This is a genomic window from Komagataeibacter xylinus, from assembly GCF_009834365.1.
Taxonomy (GTDB): domain Bacteria; phylum Pseudomonadota; class Alphaproteobacteria; order Acetobacterales; family Acetobacteraceae; genus Komagataeibacter; species Komagataeibacter xylinus_D.
On the sequence record NZ_CP041348.1, the window covers coordinates 1,548,777 to 1,566,013 of the forward strand.

Sequence of the window (17,237 nt, forward strand, 5' to 3'; positions counted from 1 at the left end):
GGTTCCTTGTTCGGGGCATTGCCTGGGGTCATGGATGCCCACCGTGCAGGAGCTGGCCGAACCAGTCGCAGAAGGGTGGATAGGCGAACAGGGCGGCGGCGATGGTGCCGATCACGGTGATCAGGCCGACGATGGCCGCCCCGATCTGGCGAAGGGCTTTCATGCCCCCGATGAGCTGGCCCATGCATTCGCGCATCTCGGTCGACAGGTCACGCACCTCGCCGCGCAGGGCACGCAGGTCGGTCTCGGTTGATTCGACCTTGGTCTCGACGCGGACCAGCCGGTCGCGCAGCTGGGGATCATCACCGAACCCCAGCACTCTCCACAGAATGAACATCAGATTTCCAGGCAATAAAAAACCGCCTCAAAGGGCGGTCGGGCAGGCGCGGGTTGTGTGGCCGGGTCAGGTCGTGGCGGCAGCCGTACTGGCCGTCATCACATCCGTGGGCTGGGCAGGCAGCACTGTGCTGGTGGTGTCGGTGCCGCTGGCAATCGCGCTGATCGCTGTCACATAGGCTTTCATGTCAGCCGTGAATGTCTCGCCCATCGCGGCAGCGAGGTTGGCCTGCTGCTGGATCCATGCCTGCGCGCTGGCGGCCTGTGTCTTCAGGGGCGCGACTGCCGCAGCAGGGGCTGCAAACGACCAGGTCCCGGCGGACGATTTTTCCGCTGTCCATCCGACAGCAGGCTGCGGGCTGGCACTGGAAATATCCGCCCACGTCAGGCTGGGCGCTACCGGGAACTGAGTGTCCGATACCTGAACAACCGTCCCATTCAGAATCAATGCAAACGTCACGATCAATACTCCACGACTACCAGACCCGGAGCGCCAGCGCCGCCCACGTGGTGATAGGCACCACCTGCTCCCCCGCCGCCATAACCCATTCCAGCCATGCCAGCCGTTCCACCACCGGGGAGCTCAGTTCCTCCTCCACCCCACAGACTTGAACCACCGGAGCCGTTAAAGGCGAGGCTTCCTTGTCCACCAATGAATCCAGAACCACCCGAAGCGTTGATCTGTCCTCCAGTTCCTATGCCGCCGATGGAGCCGCTGCCTGTATTCGCAGAACTAACGGTTGAGGTGCCCCCGACCCCGCCGGTCGCCGACCCAAACGTCCCGAATGATGACGTTCCGCCAGAAGCACCATTGCTCGAGACAAGCGTCGCAGGGGACGGTCCGCCGGCACCCACCGTGACAACGATTTCGTCCCCAGGTGACACGTCGGCGATCCCTTCGCAGTAGCCGCCACCGCCGCCGCCACCGCCAGAGCCACCGCCGTATGAGTCATTTCCACCGGCACCGCCACCGCCCATTACGCGGTATCGAACGCGGGTGACTCCTGGGGGAACAACCCAAGTTGCTGACTCCTCAAACGCAACCAAATTACGCAGAGGCAGCATACTTAATTGAGCATACCGCCCCTCTGCCGTCTCCGCGTTCATGGCGCTCTTGCCGGTGAAATCTTCGGGATCGGGCACCAGCAGGCGGCCAGCCCCGGTCAGGTCGTACGTGCCCTGATTGGCCGTGCCTGGCGTACCGCCCGTCACTGTCACGGTGACGTCGGGCGTAGCGTCACCCGTGGCGGGTGGCCCTGCCGACCAGAACCGATGCGTGACCGTGCTGGCCTTCGTCTTATCGCCCCAGTCCATATCACCGGTGACGTTGCCGCCACCCAGCGACAGGTAGTTACCCAGTGCCGTAGTGAGGGCTGCGGTGGTGACGTAGCCATCGAGCGCGGTCGTGGTCAGCAGGCCGACCGTGGTCGTGCCGTAGGTGAAAGCGGGCGCGCCAAGGGCTGCGGAATAATAGAGCACGCTGCCTGCCACATCGCCCGTAGCCAGCACGCCAGGCGAGCCGAGCACGGCGCCCGAGGCGGCCTGTTTGGCCAGGGCCTTGATGGCCGTTATGCACTGGGTGTTGTCTGTCTTGTCGGCTGTCAGGCCAGCAGCCAAGGCAATATTGAGCAGTTCCTGCTGCACCATGTTCAGCCACCAGTAGCGCACGCGCGTGGGTGCGCCGCCGCTGGTGGAACCGCCGGTGAAAAAACCGGGCGTACCAATGCTGTCCGTCGGCAGTGCCGGCTGGCTGGCGACAGCCGTGGTGTCGTCGATCTGATAGACCATGTAATGGGTTATCCGTAGGCGAAGAAAACGGTAGTCCGTGCCGGTTTGCGCGACTGGATTTCGCATTCCAGAACGGCATTGCCCCATTCGGCCAGGGGCTCATCGGCAAAGGAAACGTCGGCCGAGAAATAATCGACCGTGACGGCAGGGGCATTGACCCGCCACATATAGGCCCAGAACGGATCGTAGACGGGCTCGTCCGCACACAGGAAGTCGGCCCGTGCCGGGGCGAATTCCGTGATGGTGATGTCGTATCCGAGGTTGGCCGCGAACTCGATGAAGTAGGCGGCCGACGACCCGCCGCCATCCATCAGGCGTGCTACCACCTGCGCGCGCTGCTGCTCGATCGTGGGGTCGGTGCCGGCACAGGCATCCGGCAGGCCGAGGGAGGCCTGCCATTCCGGCAGCAGTTCGACCGTCGTGGCAGGGAAGGCATCGATCAGCAGGTTGGCGTCACGCTGGGCCAGGCGCACCAGCGTGGGCATGAGGCACTGCATGGCAGCCGCCTGATTGGAGCCGGGATCGCGCGACCAGATCGGCCCTGTAGGCAGATGCCGCTGGAAGGCTGCCAGAAAGTCATCAGCCGAGTAGGTCATTGATAGGTCGGCTCCGCTGCGGTGGGGAGGTGGCCGACAGGGACCGTGATGCTGCCGACAGGGGCCAGCACGCTGAATGCCGGGATATCCGGGATTGCGTTCAGGGCACCCGCGATCTGGGATCCCTGTACGGTGGTGCCGAAGGGCGATCCGATGCGCAGGAACAGGTCAGCCAGCGCGGCCTGGATCGAGGCCTTCATGGCATCGTCAATGCTGCCCAGTCCCGTCAGGGTGATCTCGATCGGGTAAGGCTGGGGTGCCACGGCAACCACGATATCGGTGACCGGCTTTTCCGACTGGATGGCGTTGGCCACCGTCAGCAGATCCTGCGTGGCGGGTGTATAGCGCGTATCCGTGGAAGATGTGCCGTTCGTGCCGAGCGGGAAGCCCCCGTTGGCCGCGTTGGTATCGTCCATCATCACATAGACAGGCACCGTGGCATCGCCGAACAGGCCGGGGAATCCGCACCAGGCTCGGGTCACGCCGGCCACATCAAGCGCCCAGTTGACGTAATCGGCCTCGGAGCCGCCCTGTGCAGGGCTGGCATAGCGGGTCAGGTAGCGGCTTTTGAAGGCATCTTCCGTTTCCTGATCGGCCCCGGATGTGACAATGGCGGAAACCGTGCCGGAACTGTTGATGCCGTCAATCGGGGTGGCGATCCCGATGGTGGTACCAGCCGCCAGATTGTAGCCGGATCCGGTGTCCTGAGCTGTGGCCTGCACGGTCAGGGTGCCGGTGGCGTCGACCTTGGCGTCGGCCGTGGTGGCAAAGGAGAGATTGCCATCCGTGGTCACGACCGTCCCGGCCGGCAGGTCCGTGCCGGCAACGCCGGTAAATGACAGGGCTATGACAGCGGCAGTCGCATCCTTGCGGAATATGCCTTTCAACGCCCCCCAGAGCATTGCGTATTCGCCTGTGGCACCGGAAGGGGTGGACTGCCGGGCGATATAGTCCTGGTAGCCGTAATGCTCGTAGGACACGGCCGCGATGGCGTAGCTGAGGATCAGAAGGACTGAGGGATCCAGCAGGGGATCGGCTGACTGCAGTCCCCCGTCCTGCACATCCTGTTGCGCACGGTCGATAAGCTCGGTCAGTGTCGGGCGTGCATAGGGCATATCAGGGCACCTGCCACAGCCATGAATACTGGCTGGTAGAGCCATCCGGTCGGGTCAGGGACACAGCAATGGCGGCTGTATCGCTGGTTGCCAGCCCGACGCGGACGCTGATGGATTTGACGTAGCCTGCGGTCTGCAGCGGTTGCAGGGCATCGGTGGCGATGGAGCGGATGCGCTGCAGCAGCTGGGCACGATTGGCGATTTTGGACCGGTTCAGGGTCCACAGCAGGGAACCGATGGGCTGCGCGCGGTAGGTATCCGCCCACCAGCCGCGCCGGTCAGCTCCCGTATAGTCAGGCGGGGCGACCCGATCCGTGAACAGGCAGATCAGGACCATGTTCTTGAGCATGTCCATGCCCGACGGGGTGCGGGCGATAGCGCCATTTTCAATGGCCCAGTCGCCGCGCCCGTTGGCCGTGTCCCATACGATCTCGATATCGCCGCCGCTATTGGTGGTCTCCGTAACCGAAACCATGCGACCTCTAGGATTGGGGTTTTTCCGTAGTGCTTCCGCCGCTCTGCACCCCGCCATGGAGATGCTCGAGGAAGCCGATGCCCCCGATGGTCGCGTCATCCGACACTTCCAGCGGGCCATTGATGACCGTTTTTCCGTTCAGGGTGATGGGCTGTCCTGACTGGGGGGTGACGGCGATGCCGCTGCCGTTGGTCAGGAGCACCTGATTGCCTGCCATATCGAACAGGCAGACCTGCCCGTTCTTGAGGCCCTTCGGGCGGGATGCCTGATGGATCGAACGGATCACGACCCCATTGGAGGCATCTCCCGACACGTTGAGAACAACGGCCTGGCTGCCGACCGGCAGCACGGCCGAAAACCCATAGTCCTGCACGATCGGCACGCCATCGCGGATGGCCGTGCCATTGAGGGTGACCTGCCCGGTCTGGACGGCTCCGGTGTCGTCGGGAGGCGTGGATATCCGCCCGATCTGGAACAGCCCCTGCAGGCGCCGGAAAAGCCGGTCGGCATAGGAATGGGACATCAGCTCTCCTTGCCCGCCCCACCGGGCAGGGCGGCCGCAACCTGCCAGTCGATGGCCTGCAGGACGTTGGGCTCGGGTTCGTAGGCTTCTGGCGGCATCAGGACCATGTGGGCATGTGTTCCGTCTTCACCGCGCGAAAACTCCACATCCCCGATCAAAAGCGTCTGGTTTACGATCTTGAGGGACGGGATATGGACGGGCAGTCGGTAATTCGGGGTCCACAGCGTTCCGGCACTGTCGCGCCAGCTGTCTACGATAACCTCGACGGCCTGTGACTGGCCGATACGGCGCGCTTTCTCCCAGTTCAGGCGCTGCATGGCAATGGGCTGGCCGTTCTGGGTCTGCTCGGAAATAATCGCACGGGGACGATAACGGGGGACAGTCGTGTCCTGAACATGCCCGACATCGCCCTGCGTGCCGATCTGGGAGAACTGGTCAACCGATTGCACAAAAGCGAAGTAATCGGAAAAGCGCCCGTCCATGGAAAAGGTGGCATCGGCATCCTGAAGGTTAACCCCTTCCACCACGCCGGACGCCATGGCGTTCTGCCCAACCCGGGAGAGGACCAGATTGCCGTCTGCGCCCTCGTAGCACAGGATCCCGGCCCAGCGGGTCACGCGGTCAATGATATCCCAAGGGGTTTCGCCCAGATTGATGTTGAACTGCGGAACCGCGCCTTTGAGGGAAATGTCGCCCTGCACCGTGACATCAATGCCGAATTTCGCGGCCAGGGGGCGGATGATGCCATCAGCCTGCAGTTCCGATCCTCCAATGGCCATGCCGGGCAGGATGGCGGAGCAGTCGACCAGATCCTGCCCCTGACCGCGCCCCGAGATGACCATCGTGTGCGCGTTGCCCGAGATTTTGGGGCGGACGCGATCCACATAGCCGGTAATGACCGGATCATCTCCCAGCAGGATACGCATCTCGGCACCGGGCTCGACCGTGATGCTGGAAGGCGTAAGCGGGGAACGATCGGTTGCGGTCACCTCAAAATCGCGTGGCATACGTTCCACGCCACAGCTGACGCGCTGCTCGATCCAGCCTGAATAGGAACGGCCGTTTACGAGCAGGCGTAGCTGGTTTGGATCGTGATGCCGCCTGCGCGCCGTGGCGTGCATGACGGTTGTGGTCATAACTGTAGTGCCTCGAAACTGGTGGGCATGAAGGCAGGGTGGACTGGGTCTGCCCTGCCGATCAGGTCGTCAGCCCGTGTTGCATCCCCATAGAGCCGGTAAGCCATGGGCAGGGCGCTATCGGGGGCAGGGGTGGTGACGGTGACCAGCGCCGCCAGTTGTGCGCCGCGCGTGGTGATGTCGATGATGACAGCGGTGCGCAGGGCACGCAGTGCCTGGTAGGTTGCATCCTGATAGGCGTCTGCTGCGGCAAGGATCTCGATATCGAATGCCTGGACGACCTGTGCCCGGACGGTCAGCGCATCGTTGTAGGATGACGGCTGATATTCAGAGCAGGCGTTGGCGAGCGACACGAGAGCGCAGCGCCGGAGTGTCTGCCCCATGGCACTTACCAGCGTGGCGATGGCTGCGCCCACCGGGGCCGTGGAGAGCTGTGTAGATGGGGTCCAGTTTGCGAGGGAGAGCAGAAGGCGGATGGCATCCGCCGGATCTGCGCATGCGGCACGCAGGGCCTCGGTCATGGCCTGAACCGAGGCGCAGTAGCCGTTGTCAGTCGCAGTGGTCACAGATTTCCGGCCAGTTGGGTTGTGAGTGCGCCAGCATTGGTGATGCCGGTGCGGGCTGTAATGACGCGGCCGATGGCCTGCTCCGGCGTGGTAGCACCGGTCAGGAGGGTCGTGCGGTTGCCATTGGCATACCGGCCATAGTTACCGGTCAGGCCAGTCACGGCCGACAGGACAAGGCCGGGATCAGATCCCAGCGCCGCAACCTCACCGGACATGGAACCGGATGCCGCTACACCGGCGGTGATCACGTCGATGCCCTCGGTCAGGGCCGGGCCAACACCTGATAGGAAATCGGACGTAATGGCCGATGTCGCACCCGCTGCGGCGGCGGTAATCGCAGACTGGGTATCCGTGGAACCTGACGGGTAGACGGGGTCCGCGCTTTCGATGAACTCCATACGCAGTCCGACGGCCCGACCGCGGTCAACACGCTGCTCGGTTGTAATAGGGCCGACTAGGCAGACTGTCCGTGACCCCAAGGTTGGATGGTACAGGATGCCAGGGCCGGGCTGTTCGGCCGCCGCGAGTAGCGCCTGCTCCTGCTGGTAGCAGTCATCGCCAACGACAAAGCCGTAGAACGAATACCCCCGGACGCCCCGGCCCAGATCCTCGACCCAGACCTCGTTGCGGTAGGGATATTCGTGGACCGCAGTGCGGCGGCCCATGCGGGTTTCCGAGCGCTCTACTGCAAAAGGGATGCCGCGCCATGATGCAGGCTGGAGTTGCTCCAGCCATGACAGGAGCAGTTCTTCAACGATCATGGCACGGTTCCAGTGACATTGTTGCGTACGACGCGGGTGCTGCCCGTTGGGTCAGTTACCTTGGCGCGTGTGCCCGGCGCTGCCGAAACCTCCACACGGTGCACCGTATCCTGCGCGCGGCTGGCCGCCATGGTCGATGATCCGGACGATGGCGAGCCAGACAGGGAGGAGACCTGCATGGGCGGACCCGATGCCGCCGAAGAGCGCATGAAATCGGTCTGGATGGACTGTGCCAGAGCGCCCCTGCGATAGGCCTCGCCTGCCCGATCTGCCGGCCTTTCGTAATACAGAGATGCAGCAGCCCCAGCTTCACGTCCGCTATCCTGCATGGCGATATGCTGGCCTGCTACGCGCTCGGCACCCTGCCGCAACTCGTAATCTACCGCCTGCAACTGCTGGGCATAGGACATGCGATTGAGGGCAGTGCCGAAATGTTTCTCGATGGCTGCCTGACGGTCAGGGTGCCACTGGGCAATCCCGCTGGCACGACCACCATCGCCGATAGCTTTTTCGTTCAGCCCACTTTCCTGCCGCAGGTTGGCCACGATGCCCGCAGCCTGCGCGGAACTCCAGCCCTGTCCTACAAAGTAGCGCATGGCCTCATTGGTACGCTGAGCAGTCTCGGCACCCGGCAGGCTGCCCGATGCTGGCCCGGATGCGCGCATGCCGCTCGTGCCGCCAATACGGTCCAGGACACTATCCATCCGATCGAGGGCCGGCGAGATATAACTCCACGCTGCGGAAAAGGCGCCCTTGATGCCATCCCACATGCCCGAGAACAGTTTCTCGATCCCCGACCAGTGCTTCCATAGTTCGTAAGCTGCTAGGCCAAGCGCTCCTACGGCTACCACGCAGCCCGCGACAGCGGCACCGACGGGTGTCAGGAGGAGGGGGGCAAAGGAGAGCCCCAGTCGTCCGACAGCAAGGCCAACTGAGGCGAGGGGGCCAACAATGCCTGCAACGAACTTGAAGCCCATTAGGAACAGCAGATCGCGGATGGCGTTTGCAGGACCACCGAGCAGATGGGTCAGGGATTCAATCCGGCTGCCCCATTGCTGCATTTTCTGCCCGACTGCATCCCAGTCGATCCCGCGCAGCCAGTTGGCAAAGCGCTGGACACCATCCCCGAGCGCATTGATGCCCTCGGTTACTTTGGGGTTGGTGGCGATCCAGTCTGCAAACTGGGTCAGGAGCGGGCCGAGTATGGGGGCCAGCTTTTCCGAAATGCGGTTGCCAAAGCCTTCCACGGCCAGCGTCAGGCGTGTCTGGGCTTCGCGGAAGGTATTGGCCGCCTGTGCTGTTTGGGGCGTGATGTGCAGGTAGCGATCAGCCGCCTGCTGATATTCACGGATGCCGGCCGCGCCCCGGCGCAGGAAAGGCAGCATGGCAGCTGCGGATCCGCCAAACAGGGTGGAGGCGGCCTGCGCCTGCGCATACGGATCCTTGAGTAAGGCGATCTTGTCAGCCAGTTCCGGCAGCACGTCGGTGACGCTGCGGGCCTGTGTCGCGTTTTTGTGGAATGCCACGCCCAAGGTGTTCATCATGACCACGGCCCCGGCATTCCTGCCGCCGACCGCGTCATAGAGGTTCTGGCCGAGCACGCCCAGCCCGTTGGTCAGGGCCTCGCCCGAGGAGCCTGCCATCTGGGCCGCGCCCTGCAGGTTGCCCAGCGTCTGGGCGGTGATGCCCATGTTGCGCGAGACATTGCCCAGTTCAGTGCCCCAGTTGGACCAGGCCGAAATCATGCGGTACATGCCGCCAAGTGTGGCAGCACCCGAAATGGCGCCGAGCGGGGCGATGATGGAGGACAGGCGCTGGAAGGCATCGCGCGCGCTGCGACCGACATTGCCCAGTGCCCGCGCAATCCCGGAAACGCCGGTCGTGCGCATAAGCCGGGTGACGGCACCCCCCAGTTTCCGGAAAGGGGCCAAAGAGCGGGCTGCATTCTGATTGATGCGGTTCAGCGTTTTCGACAGGTTGTCGACGGCTGAAATGGTGACGGCGTAGCCGCTCATGGCACTCTACCTGAAAACGGGGTTACTGCTGCGCGCGCGCCGCTTCCCTGGCCTGCCGGTTAGCCTCCCGGCAGGCTTCCACAATCTGCGACCCGGTCATGCGCCAGAAGGCCTCGGGGTCGCAGCCATAATGTTTGGCGAGATCCCAGGTCAGCTGGCGCCAGTTTGACGGCCAGCCATGGAAAAAACCTCGATTGCGCGGGCCGCCTTCATCACGATGGTGACGGGGAAGCGGTGGACATTCGGGGACGGCACGCCCGTGACCAGGCTGACCAGGGCCATTTGGTATTTGAGCTGGGAGGCCGGCCCCTGCGAGTTGCGCAGATGGCTGTTCGCCTTGATCGCCTCGCCCGATGTCGGCTCGCGCAGGGACAGAGACGTATATTCGATATTCCCGACCGTGACCGGTGCGGGAAAGACGAATTCCGTCTCGGATTCATCAAGCTCGAATCCTTCGACCTCGGCTGCGATCGCATCCGAAAGCCGTTCTGCCCCGGTGAGCATGATGGAGAGCGGGATATCGTTGACCGCGGACTCTGCCAGACCGGACGATTTTGCCACCAGATCACGGGCAAAAATAGCCGATGATTCGGGGTTGGCGCCCGATTCAATCGCGCGCCAGGCCATAAACATCTTCTGGGCTTCGGGTTCGGCCAGCACCAGTTCGTGGATCTCGCCGCCTGCATGGCGCAGGGGCGGATCGAGGGGGATGACGATGGGCTGCATCAAGTGCTGCTCTCCATGACCGGTCCTTCGAACTTGACCTCGAATGTGCCTTCGGCCGTGTTCACGGCGCCGACCTCGGTTGCAATCAGGTAGGAACCGGCAACGATTTTGCCGCTCGCGAGAATGGCGATCACAGATACGGGGCCGATATTGACGATATTGGCTTGGGACATGGTGGCGGAATCACGCAGGGTGGCCGAGATGAACCCGGCCTTGATGTTTTCCGTCCACCCCTGCAGGCCGCTCTGGCCCACCAGATATTCCCGTTTGACGAGTGTGGCGTCGTAGGACAGTTCGCTCGCAACATCGACGGCCACGCCGTTGATCTCGAGATTGGCGACGCCCGCGCGCGCGTTCTGCGGCGAGGGCGTTCCGCTATACAGGTCGACCATCTGTTATCCGGGGATAAAGTTGATTTTCATCGCGATCACCCGCAGCTGACCTACCAGGTTGAAGGGCAGCAGCAGCGCGACGGTACCGTTGCCCAGGTTCTGGGCACTGGCGGCAGCCTTGAAGGCGGCGTAATTCTGGGCATTCCCGTCGTCGCAATACTGTTTGTAGCGTGCGATAGCGGATGCCAGAACGGTCTGGCTGGTGACCAGATTGGAGCCGCCGGGGATGTTGGTCCCGTCAGCGACCAGTTTCTTGCGGGCGTAAATGGCCCCCAGCCAGTCGTTCATGTCCCGGATCAGGGCGACCAGACTGTACGGCGTTTCGACGTTCAGCCAGGTTGTATCAGCGCCCCCGGCCGCGTCTTTCTGATAAAAGGTAATGGCGCGGTCGATGACGACCTGACTGGCGGAATTGACGGTGAATGTGCTGATGCCGTCATACAGCAGGGTGTTGCGTTCCGAGATGTCGAACCGGCTGGCGAGCGGGGGGGCCTTGACCGGGATGATCAGGTTCTGCAACGGCAGGCCCGGATCCGCGCGCAGGCTGACTGCTGCAGCACCTGCATAGGCGGCTGCCCACAACCATGCCGGGTCGGGCGAATCATCGAAGCCCATGGCGGTGCCCTGGTATTCGTTCCGGGCCGTGCCAGCAGTGCCAAGGGTGCCGACGGTGCCGCGCAGGGCGCAGAAGAACCCGCCATAGAGCATCTGGCTCCATGACCAGCGGCCTGTGGTATCGTTGAGGAACGCGACGAGCACATCCAGCGAGGCTTCGTCCGTGTAGGGCATGACGATGAAGTCATACGTCTGCTCGCCCAGATTGAGCAGCGTAGCCGACAGGGCCGTATCCGGGTTCTGCGTGCCGCCCGCCATGGCGGTGAAGGTCAGTGTCAGGCCGGCGGGAATGCTCTCGCCACCGGCACTCCCCAGATAGGCGGCGCGCAGGTCGATCTCGTTGCCGCACGGCCCCTTGTTCAGAGCCGTGAATGTGATCGGGATCGCGCCGTCGGTATTGGCTGCGCCAGCGGTGGCCGAGACCATGATATCCTGTGTGGCATTGACCGCCGCGACGATCGCAGCCGCGATGTCGGCCAACTCCATGCCCAACGTGGCGCCCACGGCGACATAGGTGCCCCCGATATAGAGCGGGATGGTACCGCTGGCCGTGAGCGTGCCCGAAAGCAACAGGCTACCCGTGGCGACGGCAGCCGCCGGATCATCGGCCTGCGGTGCGATCCAGACCTCGCCGAATGAATCGGCTGTCAGGTAGCGACCGTACATCAGCTCAGCGATTGACCCGGCACCGAGGCTCTGGCGGGCATCGGACAGACCCGTTGCCAGAAAAGGCACATTCGCCTCGGCATTGCCGCTGGCGAGCTTCTGGCCGAGGATCAGAGTGCGCAGGTTCTGACTGCCGCCCTGATTCTGCGGATCGATCTCGGCAAAGATGCCGTGGGTGCGCTGGGTGGTCGGGTAGTTGTTGAAGGTGATCGAGCCGCTCATGCGTGCACCTGTTCAGCAGGCGCAGCTGCAGTGGGTGTTGCAGGAACCGGCTGTGGCGTTGCAGCCTGGGTCGCCTGCGGTGCGGCAGAGACAGCCGTGGGTGCCGTTTTGGTGACATCTCCGGCGCGCAGGCGGCGCTGCCAGTAGAAAGAGGTGGGGAGGCCATTGCGGTCGGGGACTTCAACGCCACCGGCCGGAATCACGGCGTGCGTGATCGGGTCGCGGATCTGGAGACCCGCAGCAGGATAAAGGCGCATGTTTTCCTGAATTATTTCTGGAGATTGGGCGCAGCGAGGGAGGCAAACGGGTTGCCGCTCGCCTGATCGATGATGCTGGTGTTGATTTCATTCAGCGGCGTGGTCGGCACCTGGAAGCCCTCGGCACCGGTAATGGTCACATCGATGGAGAAGTCGAACTGCCACCACAGGCGTGCCCGGTTGGGCTCGCCCACCAGGCCGCCCCGCGCATAGCGAAAGCCCTGCGCGGCATTGATGTCATCTGGTCGCCAGTTGAGGACGGCTGCGAAAAGGGCAGTTTTCACATCATTGACTGCGGCTGTTGCCGCAGCCTGACCCCTGCGGTCAGTGCTGTTATCAAGCAGGCACATGACCATGAAAGTTTCGGTCACGACCTGCTGCAGCCCGGTGAGGTTGAGGTTGGGGCCGGGCTCATCATCAAGCGGGACGACGTAGCCGCAGGGGCCGGGCATCCATGCCTGATCCTGGGCAAGAGCATATTCGGCTGCCCCCGCCACGTTACCGTTGAAGATCGGGGCATTCGCCCGGATCTGACGGATGATCGTATCGATGTTCACGATGTTTCTTTTCAGACCCGTGTACGATGATGGTAGTCATCTGATCATCAGCACGTTAAAGGGCGCGTATTCTCAGCATAGGATCATATTGAAATGACTAATACTGGACTGATTGAAGAGTTACCTGCATCGCTGGGAAAAGCTGTTTCGGAAAACCTGCGGCCCGGCGAAGAAGTAATATTGAAGATAAGAGGGGCAGCAAAAGAAGCACTTGTATGCACTGGAACGCGAGTGCTCGTTATCAAGACAGGGCTTATGACAGGGCATCTTTTTGGGTCGAATGTGTTCCAATTGAACTATTCGAATATCGCCTCAGCCGAGGTGAAGTATAAGCTTCTAACCGGATACTTCGAAATTTCAGCCGGTGGGGTGCAGAATACAAACATGAGCTACTGGTCAAATGACGATGCGACCAATCCAGCCAAAGCGCCGAACTGCATATCCCTGGCAGGCAAAGCAATGGCCAACCAGTTCCGCGATGCATCACAGCTCATCATGGAAAAGATCGCTGAAGCGAAGGCGCCTGTACCCGTGCAGACGGCTCCTTCTCATGTAGATGTTACGAGCAGCGCTCCTGACCTTATTACCCAGCTTGAACGCCTGGCAAAACTGAAAGAGACGGGTGTGCTGTCTCAAGAGGAGTTTGAGGCAGCCAAGCAGAAACTGATTGCAGGTTAAGGGCATTTCTGGAGTTTGATGCCCTGCTGAATGGCCCGTCGGATGCGCGGGCCGAGAGAGGCTTCCCGCTGCGCCAGGGCGACCTCGAGGAAGGGGCGGGCGGTCAGGACGCGGGATTTGCCAATCCCGTGTCTGCCGCGCTGGTAGGTTCGGCCCGTGATCTGGCCACCCTTGGTGCCTCGTCCCCCGCTACCGCCTGAGCTGCTGCGACCGCCACCATGGGCACCGGCTTCAAGGAACAGCGCGTAGAATGCCGTATCGCGGATGGCAACGCCTTCGCCCGAGCGGAACGGGCGCACCTTGATCGATCGGGCAAGCGTGCCCGTGACCTTGGCCGGGATCTGGCCCGGTGAGGATGCCTGGTATTTGCCTGCCTTGTAACCGCCCCGATAGGATGCGGCAGAGCCGCCGGGGCCGTAGTAGAGCCTGCCGCCGCCCGAACTCTGCCGCAACAGGGTCCGGGCTGTGGCTGCGACCTCATTGCCTGCCTGACGGAAGGTGCGGGAAAGGGCCTTTTTGTCGAAGACCAGCGCGTCCGCTGACAGCGTGACTTTCATCTGGATGCCCGGTGTGGCCATCAGCTGTTTTTCTCTTCCTCACATTCCACGATCACGAAGCGCTTCCGACCGTCGATTTCCTTGATTCGACGCACACGGAAAACCTCTGTGCGGGTCGTACCATCATCCAGCGTGGTTGAGCGGGTGATGGCATAGGCATTGGGCAGGGAGTTCTGCCAGCGCATATAGATCCGGTGCGTGACGGGGGTATCGACCTGCTCGTTGCCGCCTGCGGTCCCCCAGAATGTGAGAGCACCGACGGGCTGGACATCGGCACGAACCGTCCTGATCGGTATCAATGTTTCCAGCACGCCCGTCGTGTTCGGGTCACCGGCCTGACCACGCTGCACGATCTGCACGGGCCAGCGCAACCTGCCCAGCGGGAAGGATTGCGGTTCAGGCATCGGGATCCCCGAAAGCGTAGAGGCGATATGGCCAGAGCAGGTTTTTCACGGCGTCCGGCATGTCGCCCCCGTCATCGCCGCGATGCTCGTACAGGAACGTCGCCATCAGCAGGATGGCCAGCTGGATCGGGACGGGGACGGCCGTCCCATCATTTCCGTAGCCTGCCACGAACTCGATCGAGATGTGATCCGATGGCAGGGTTGCCACCCCGGCATGCAGGCGCACCCGGCCGGGATCGGTCATCAGGTCAGCGGAATACTGGTCTGCTGACAGGACGGTATCGGCCGTGCCCCATTCGCCCACCGAGATGGAGTTGATCGCCTGCACCGGGGCGCGGGGCAGCTCGATGGGGCGCTGGAACAGCATCGAATATGGCATCCACATCGGAAAGATGTAGGCCGTAAACGGGACCAGCGGAAACTGGTTGATGGGCGCCTGATGCGCCATCACCCAGCGCAGGGTCTGGGTGATGAGGACGCGCCCGAGAAACTGCTCCACCGCCTGGCGTGCGCCGCTCAGATACATGCCCAGCAGGGTGTTGTCGTAGTCGTAATCGATGCGGGCATGTTCCTGCAGCACCTGTAACGAGACAGGTTCAGCTGCCGGTGGCGAGATAACCGAGACGGTGGAGTACATGGGCGTCCCTTATCAGGCGGTTGCTGCGGGGGCGGCCGGTGCAGTTTTGGCCGGGGCCTTTGCCGCGTCGGGTGCTGCCGGGGCAGGTTTGACGGCAGGTGCCTGCACCGGAGCAACCGTTTTTTCTGGCACGGACGCTGGTTCTTCGGGCATCGCTGCTGCCGAGCGGGCACGCGCATGGGCGCTTAGCACTTCGTGCGTGGTGTCCAGCCCGGCAGCAGCAGGGTCCACGGCAGTCTGCTGCGGCCCGCGGACATGGTGTCGGGACGTGCCCGGCACCGTACTGCCTGCCATGCTCTCCAGACCGGGCGCGCGCGAAAGCGCGCTCCTGGCAGTGGGATCAGCCTCCAGCGGCTTCATGCCGGAGATCTGCTCGGCCGTGCGGTAGGGCGTATCCATGTCAGCCTTTCCGCACTACGCCGCGCGCGGGCGTTTTGTGGGACACGTCGGTCGCTGGACGGCGGCCATCGTTGATGATGACCCCCACGCCGAGCTTGACCAGCATGGCGGCGCGGGCCGGATTAAATCCGGCCTCGACACCGCGGTTGTAGCACTGCCACGAGCGGGTGAACCGCACGGTCTGTTCGCCTGATACCTGCATGATCTCTCCTTACGCGATGCCGGGTTCGGTGCCGCCCGGCGCAACTGCCGAGCCGTTGCCGGGGTTGTTGGAGCCCGTGGGCGCGGTGCCCCACGTGCTGGCTGCAGCCGAGCCGGTGCCACTGGGCGCCTGCACGTAGTAGGCAGCGCCGCCGTTGGGCGTGTAGCCGGTGGGTGCCCAGCCCGGCACGGTGGCCACGGCGAGCGAGGCCTGATGGCGCAGCCCGAAATCGTGCTCGCTGATCACGCGGAAAACCGTCTGGTCACGACGGAACGCGCTGACCTGCGCGCCGCTCGTGTCCTGATAGACGGCCACGTCGGACGCATCGATGTAGATCTCGTACGTATCCGCGATCACCACATCCTTCATGTCGGCCATGAAGATGTAGGCCCCGTTGTTCACGGGGGCTGCCGTGGTGCCGGTGTTCAGGTTGGAGGGCAGCTGCTGGCTGATCTTGAGCGGATGGCCCATCAGGTGCGGATCGTCACCGGACAGCTCATCGCGGAAGACGAAGTTGCCCACGCCGTCGCGCAGCGTCATGAGATACATCTTCACCGACGGCGTGGTGATCCATGTCGGCCGGATCATCATGCTCATGCCGTTCTCGAGCAGCAGCAGCATGCCCTGCAGCACGGAAACGACCGCGGTCAGGATGGCCTGGTTGTCGGTGCTGCTGTCGCCGGTGGCGGCGGGCAGGGCAGTTGCGATGATCTTGTTGGCTGCCGCCGCCTGGTTGAGCATGCCGATCGGGCTGTTGCCCGTGCCATCGCCCGTCAGGAACGCCAGATCCTCGCGGCGTGCCATGGTCTGCAGCAGGTCATCGCGCACCAGCTCTTCCACGCCGATGGGCGAGCGCCGGATCAGGTCATTGCTGACCGGGACCAGGGCGGTGAGTTTCTTGGCGTTGAGCTGCAGGTCATCGAACGATTCCTGCGAGGCGCCCATGTCATCCAGCTCGCCCGTGTAGCCCGCGCTGGCGCCGGCCGCGAGGCGGGGGATGGTGAGGTTGCCGCCGGGCATGGGGATGGTGGTGGGGTTGGAATCACGCACCACGGTGCGCGCGCGCAGCAGCTCGATGATCTCGGTGGCAAAGGCCTGCGGGATCAGGGCGCCACCGGCGGCCGTGCCCGTGGTGTTCAGGGCCTTGGCGACTTCCTTGTCACGGAAACGCTTTTCCACCCATGCCGAGGCCTCGCGCATGCCGCAGGTCTTGGCCTTCAACTGGCCCAGAATGAAGCGGGCGGCCTTGAAACCCTTGGGCTCCTGCTGGCGCACTGCGGGCTCGAGACGGTAGGCGCCGCGCGTAACGCGGGGGCCGTAGCCGCGCTCCTGGCTGGCCAGTGGATCCTCGGGGTCGCCTGCCATCGTTTCGGGCTCGTTTTCGGGGTCCAGCGGGTCGGCGTTTTCGCCCTCGATGTTCAGCAGTGATTCCGCGCGGCCGATGCGCTCGTCGAGGGCGGCAATCTCGCCCTGCAGTTGGGTGATGCTGTCGAGGTCTTCCTGCGGCAGGGTCTGGTCATCAGGAAGTTCAGCTTCCTTGTTGATCAGGGCCTTGATGCTGGTGACTTTCTGGGCGCGCTTGTTCTTCAGTTCGTGAAGCTTGAGCAATGATCG

The 17,237-nt window shown here is 63.2% G+C and carries 23 protein-coding genes; 1 reads left to right on the plus strand and 22 read right to left on the minus strand.

The window, feature by feature from the left end; translation table 11 throughout:
* Positions 1-28: 28 nt before the first annotated feature.
* From FMA36_RS07355 to FMA36_RS07430, 16 genes are all read right to left on the minus strand, one after another.
* Positions 29-337: a hypothetical protein gene (locus FMA36_RS07355; RefSeq protein ID WP_078526113.1), complete on the minus strand. Its 309-nt coding sequence runs from the start codon at positions 335-337 to the stop codon at positions 29-31.
* Positions 338-403: 66 nt separating this feature from the next.
* Positions 404-796: a hypothetical protein gene (locus tag FMA36_RS07360; RefSeq protein ID WP_159261801.1), complete on the minus strand. Its 393-nt coding sequence runs from the start codon at positions 794-796 to the stop codon at positions 404-406.
* Positions 797-798: 2 nt separating this feature from the next.
* On the minus strand, positions 799-2,190 hold the full coding sequence (locus FMA36_RS07365) for a glycine-rich domain-containing protein (protein ID WP_159261802.1): 1,392 nt from the start codon (positions 2,188-2,190) through the stop codon (positions 799-801).
* Complete coding sequence (locus FMA36_RS07370) at positions 2,133-2,720, minus strand: YmfQ family protein (protein WP_159261803.1); 588 nt, start codon at positions 2,718-2,720, stop codon at positions 2,133-2,135. The genes FMA36_RS07365 and FMA36_RS07370 overlap by 58 nt, the downstream gene beginning before the upstream one ends.
* Positions 2,717-3,835: a baseplate J/gp47 family protein gene (locus tag FMA36_RS07375; RefSeq protein WP_159261804.1), complete on the minus strand. Its 1,119-nt coding sequence runs from the start codon at positions 3,833-3,835 to the stop codon at positions 2,717-2,719. Before FMA36_RS07375 ends, FMA36_RS07370 begins: the two co-directional genes overlap by 4 nt.
* Position 3,836: 1 nt before the next feature.
* Complete coding sequence (locus FMA36_RS07380; RefSeq protein WP_159261805.1) at positions 3,837-4,310, minus strand: phage GP46 family protein; 474 nt, start codon at positions 4,308-4,310, stop codon at positions 3,837-3,839.
* 7 nt (positions 4,311-4,317) lie between these two features.
* Complete coding sequence (locus FMA36_RS07385; RefSeq protein ID WP_159261806.1) at positions 4,318-4,833, minus strand: phage baseplate assembly protein domain-containing protein; 516 nt, start codon at positions 4,831-4,833, stop codon at positions 4,318-4,320.
* On the minus strand, positions 4,833-5,969 hold the full coding sequence (locus FMA36_RS07390; protein WP_159261807.1) for a phage baseplate assembly protein: 1,137 nt from the start codon (positions 5,967-5,969) through the stop codon (positions 4,833-4,835). The genes FMA36_RS07385 and FMA36_RS07390 overlap by 1 nt, the downstream gene beginning before the upstream one ends.
* On the minus strand, positions 5,966-6,535 hold the full coding sequence (locus FMA36_RS07395; RefSeq protein ID WP_159261808.1) for a hypothetical protein: 570 nt from the start codon (positions 6,533-6,535) through the stop codon (positions 5,966-5,968). The genes FMA36_RS07390 and FMA36_RS07395 overlap by 4 nt, the downstream gene beginning before the upstream one ends.
* Positions 6,532-7,296, minus strand: a complete 765-nt coding sequence (locus FMA36_RS07400; protein WP_159261809.1) for a DNA circularization N-terminal domain-containing protein — start codon at positions 7,294-7,296, stop codon at positions 6,532-6,534. The genes FMA36_RS07395 and FMA36_RS07400 overlap by 4 nt, the downstream gene beginning before the upstream one ends.
* On the minus strand, positions 7,293-9,311 hold the full coding sequence (locus FMA36_RS07405; RefSeq protein ID WP_159261810.1) for a phage tail tip lysozyme: 2,019 nt from the start codon (positions 9,309-9,311) through the stop codon (positions 7,293-7,295). The genes FMA36_RS07400 and FMA36_RS07405 overlap by 4 nt, the downstream gene beginning before the upstream one ends.
* Positions 9,312-9,461: 150 nt before the next feature.
* On the minus strand, positions 9,462-10,037 hold the full coding sequence (locus FMA36_RS07410; protein ID WP_159261811.1) for a phage tail assembly protein: 576 nt from the start codon (positions 10,035-10,037) through the stop codon (positions 9,462-9,464).
* Positions 10,037-10,429: a phage tail tube protein gene (locus FMA36_RS07415; protein ID WP_159261812.1), complete on the minus strand. Its 393-nt coding sequence runs from the start codon at positions 10,427-10,429 to the stop codon at positions 10,037-10,039. Before FMA36_RS07415 ends, FMA36_RS07410 begins: the two co-directional genes overlap by 1 nt.
* Positions 10,430-10,432: 3 nt before the next feature.
* Positions 10,433-11,932, minus strand: a complete 1,500-nt coding sequence (locus FMA36_RS07420) for a phage tail sheath subtilisin-like domain-containing protein (RefSeq protein ID WP_159261813.1) — start codon at positions 11,930-11,932, stop codon at positions 10,433-10,435.
* On the minus strand, positions 11,929-12,189 hold the full coding sequence (locus tag FMA36_RS07425) for a DUF2635 domain-containing protein (protein WP_159261814.1): 261 nt from the start codon (positions 12,187-12,189) through the stop codon (positions 11,929-11,931). The genes FMA36_RS07420 and FMA36_RS07425 overlap by 4 nt, the downstream gene beginning before the upstream one ends.
* Positions 12,190-12,200: 11 nt before the next feature.
* Complete coding sequence (locus FMA36_RS07430) at positions 12,201-12,746, minus strand: phage tail terminator protein (RefSeq protein WP_159261815.1); 546 nt, start codon at positions 12,744-12,746, stop codon at positions 12,201-12,203.
* A gap of 93 nt (positions 12,747-12,839) precedes the next feature.
* On the opposite strand from FMA36_RS07430, the gene FMA36_RS07435 reads away from it, so the two are divergent.
* Positions 12,840-13,424 carry an SHOCT domain-containing protein gene (locus FMA36_RS07435; protein WP_159261816.1) on the plus strand — a complete coding sequence of 195 codons (585 nt, stop codon included), beginning with the start codon at positions 12,840-12,842 and terminating at the stop codon, positions 13,422-13,424.
* Here the strand turns inward: FMA36_RS07435 and FMA36_RS07440 are convergent.
* Genes FMA36_RS07440 through FMA36_RS07465 form a run of 6 tightly spaced genes read right to left on the minus strand, consistent with a single transcriptional unit; the run spans position 13,421 to position 17,231 of the window.
* Positions 13,421-14,002: a hypothetical protein gene (locus FMA36_RS07440; protein WP_159261817.1), complete on the minus strand. Its 582-nt coding sequence runs from the start codon at positions 14,000-14,002 to the stop codon at positions 13,421-13,423. The genes FMA36_RS07435 and FMA36_RS07440 overlap by 4 nt on opposite strands.
* Complete coding sequence (locus FMA36_RS07445) at positions 14,002-14,385, minus strand: phage head completion protein (protein ID WP_159261818.1); 384 nt, start codon at positions 14,383-14,385, stop codon at positions 14,002-14,004. The genes FMA36_RS07440 and FMA36_RS07445 overlap by 1 nt, the downstream gene beginning before the upstream one ends.
* Positions 14,378-15,022 (minus strand): head-tail connector protein, encoded by a 645-nt coding sequence (locus tag FMA36_RS07450; RefSeq protein ID WP_159261819.1) that lies wholly within the window; start codon positions 15,020-15,022, stop codon positions 14,378-14,380. Before FMA36_RS07450 ends, FMA36_RS07445 begins: the two co-directional genes overlap by 8 nt.
* Positions 15,023-15,034: 12 nt before the next feature.
* Positions 15,035-15,421: a hypothetical protein gene (locus tag FMA36_RS07455; RefSeq protein WP_159261820.1), complete on the minus strand. Its 387-nt coding sequence runs from the start codon at positions 15,419-15,421 to the stop codon at positions 15,035-15,037.
* A gap of 1 nt (position 15,422) precedes the next feature.
* On the minus strand, positions 15,423-15,623 hold the full coding sequence (locus FMA36_RS07460; protein WP_159261821.1) for a hypothetical protein: 201 nt from the start codon (positions 15,621-15,623) through the stop codon (positions 15,423-15,425).
* Positions 15,624-15,632: 9 nt separating this feature from the next.
* Positions 15,633-17,231 carry a phage major capsid protein gene (locus tag FMA36_RS07465; protein ID WP_159261822.1) on the minus strand — a complete coding sequence of 533 codons (1,599 nt, stop codon included), beginning with the start codon at positions 17,229-17,231 and terminating at the stop codon, positions 15,633-15,635.
* Between the last annotated feature and the right edge of the window lie 6 nt (positions 17,232-17,237).

What these genes read in the sequence shown, in the direction of transcription:
- FMA36_RS07355 (WP_078526113.1), bottom strand. Translation starts at nt 337, where the DNA reads ATGTTCATTCTGTGGAGAGTGCTGGGGTTCGGTGATGATCCCCAGCTG.
- FMA36_RS07365 (WP_159261802.1), bottom strand. Translation starts at nt 2,190, where the DNA reads ATGCGAAATCCAGTCGCGCAAACCGGCACGGACTACCGTTTTCTTCGC.
- FMA36_RS07370 (WP_159261803.1), bottom strand. Translation starts at nt 2,720, where the DNA reads ATGACCTACTCGGCTGATGACTTTCTGGCAGCCTTCCAGCGGCATCTG.
- FMA36_RS07375 (WP_159261804.1), bottom strand. Translation starts at nt 3,835, where the DNA reads ATGCCCTATGCACGCCCGACACTGACCGAGCTTATCGACCGTGCGCAA.
- FMA36_RS07380 (WP_159261805.1), bottom strand. Translation starts at nt 4,310, where the DNA reads ATGGTTTCGGTTACGGAGACCACCAATAGCGGCGGCGATATCGAGATC.
- FMA36_RS07385 (WP_159261806.1), bottom strand. Translation starts at nt 4,833, where the DNA reads ATGTCCCATTCCTATGCCGACCGGCTTTTCCGGCGCCTGCAGGGGCTG.
- FMA36_RS07390 (WP_159261807.1), bottom strand. Translation starts at nt 5,969, where the DNA reads ATGACCACAACCGTCATGCACGCCACGGCGCGCAGGCGGCATCACGAT.
- FMA36_RS07400 (WP_159261809.1), bottom strand. Translation starts at nt 7,296, where the DNA reads ATGATCGTTGAAGAACTGCTCCTGTCATGGCTGGAGCAACTCCAGCCT.
- FMA36_RS07405 (WP_159261810.1), bottom strand. Translation starts at nt 9,311, where the DNA reads ATGAGCGGCTACGCCGTCACCATTTCAGCCGTCGACAACCTGTCGAAA.
- FMA36_RS07410 (WP_159261811.1), bottom strand. Translation starts at nt 10,037, where the DNA reads ATGCAGCCCATCGTCATCCCCCTCGATCCGCCCCTGCGCCATGCAGGC.
- FMA36_RS07415 (WP_159261812.1), bottom strand. Translation starts at nt 10,429, where the DNA reads ATGGTCGACCTGTATAGCGGAACGCCCTCGCCGCAGAACGCGCGCGCG.
- FMA36_RS07420 (WP_159261813.1), bottom strand. Translation starts at nt 11,932, where the DNA reads ATGAGCGGCTCGATCACCTTCAACAACTACCCGACCACCCAGCGCACC.
- FMA36_RS07425 (WP_159261814.1), bottom strand. Translation starts at nt 12,189, where the DNA reads ATGCGCCTTTATCCTGCTGCGGGTCTCCAGATCCGCGACCCGATCACG.
- FMA36_RS07435 (WP_159261816.1), top strand. Translation starts at nt 12,840, where the DNA reads ATGACTAATACTGGACTGATTGAAGAGTTACCTGCATCGCTGGGAAAA.
- FMA36_RS07440 (WP_159261817.1), bottom strand. Translation starts at nt 14,002, where the DNA reads ATGGCCACACCGGGCATCCAGATGAAAGTCACGCTGTCAGCGGACGCG.
- FMA36_RS07445 (WP_159261818.1), bottom strand. Translation starts at nt 14,385, where the DNA reads ATGCCTGAACCGCAATCCTTCCCGCTGGGCAGGTTGCGCTGGCCCGTG.
- FMA36_RS07450 (WP_159261819.1), bottom strand. Translation starts at nt 15,022, where the DNA reads ATGTACTCCACCGTCTCGGTTATCTCGCCACCGGCAGCTGAACCTGTC.
- FMA36_RS07455 (WP_159261820.1), bottom strand. Translation starts at nt 15,421, where the DNA reads ATGGATACGCCCTACCGCACGGCCGAGCAGATCTCCGGCATGAAGCCG.
- FMA36_RS07460 (WP_159261821.1), bottom strand. Translation starts at nt 15,623, where the DNA reads ATGCAGGTATCAGGCGAACAGACCGTGCGGTTCACCCGCTCGTGGCAG.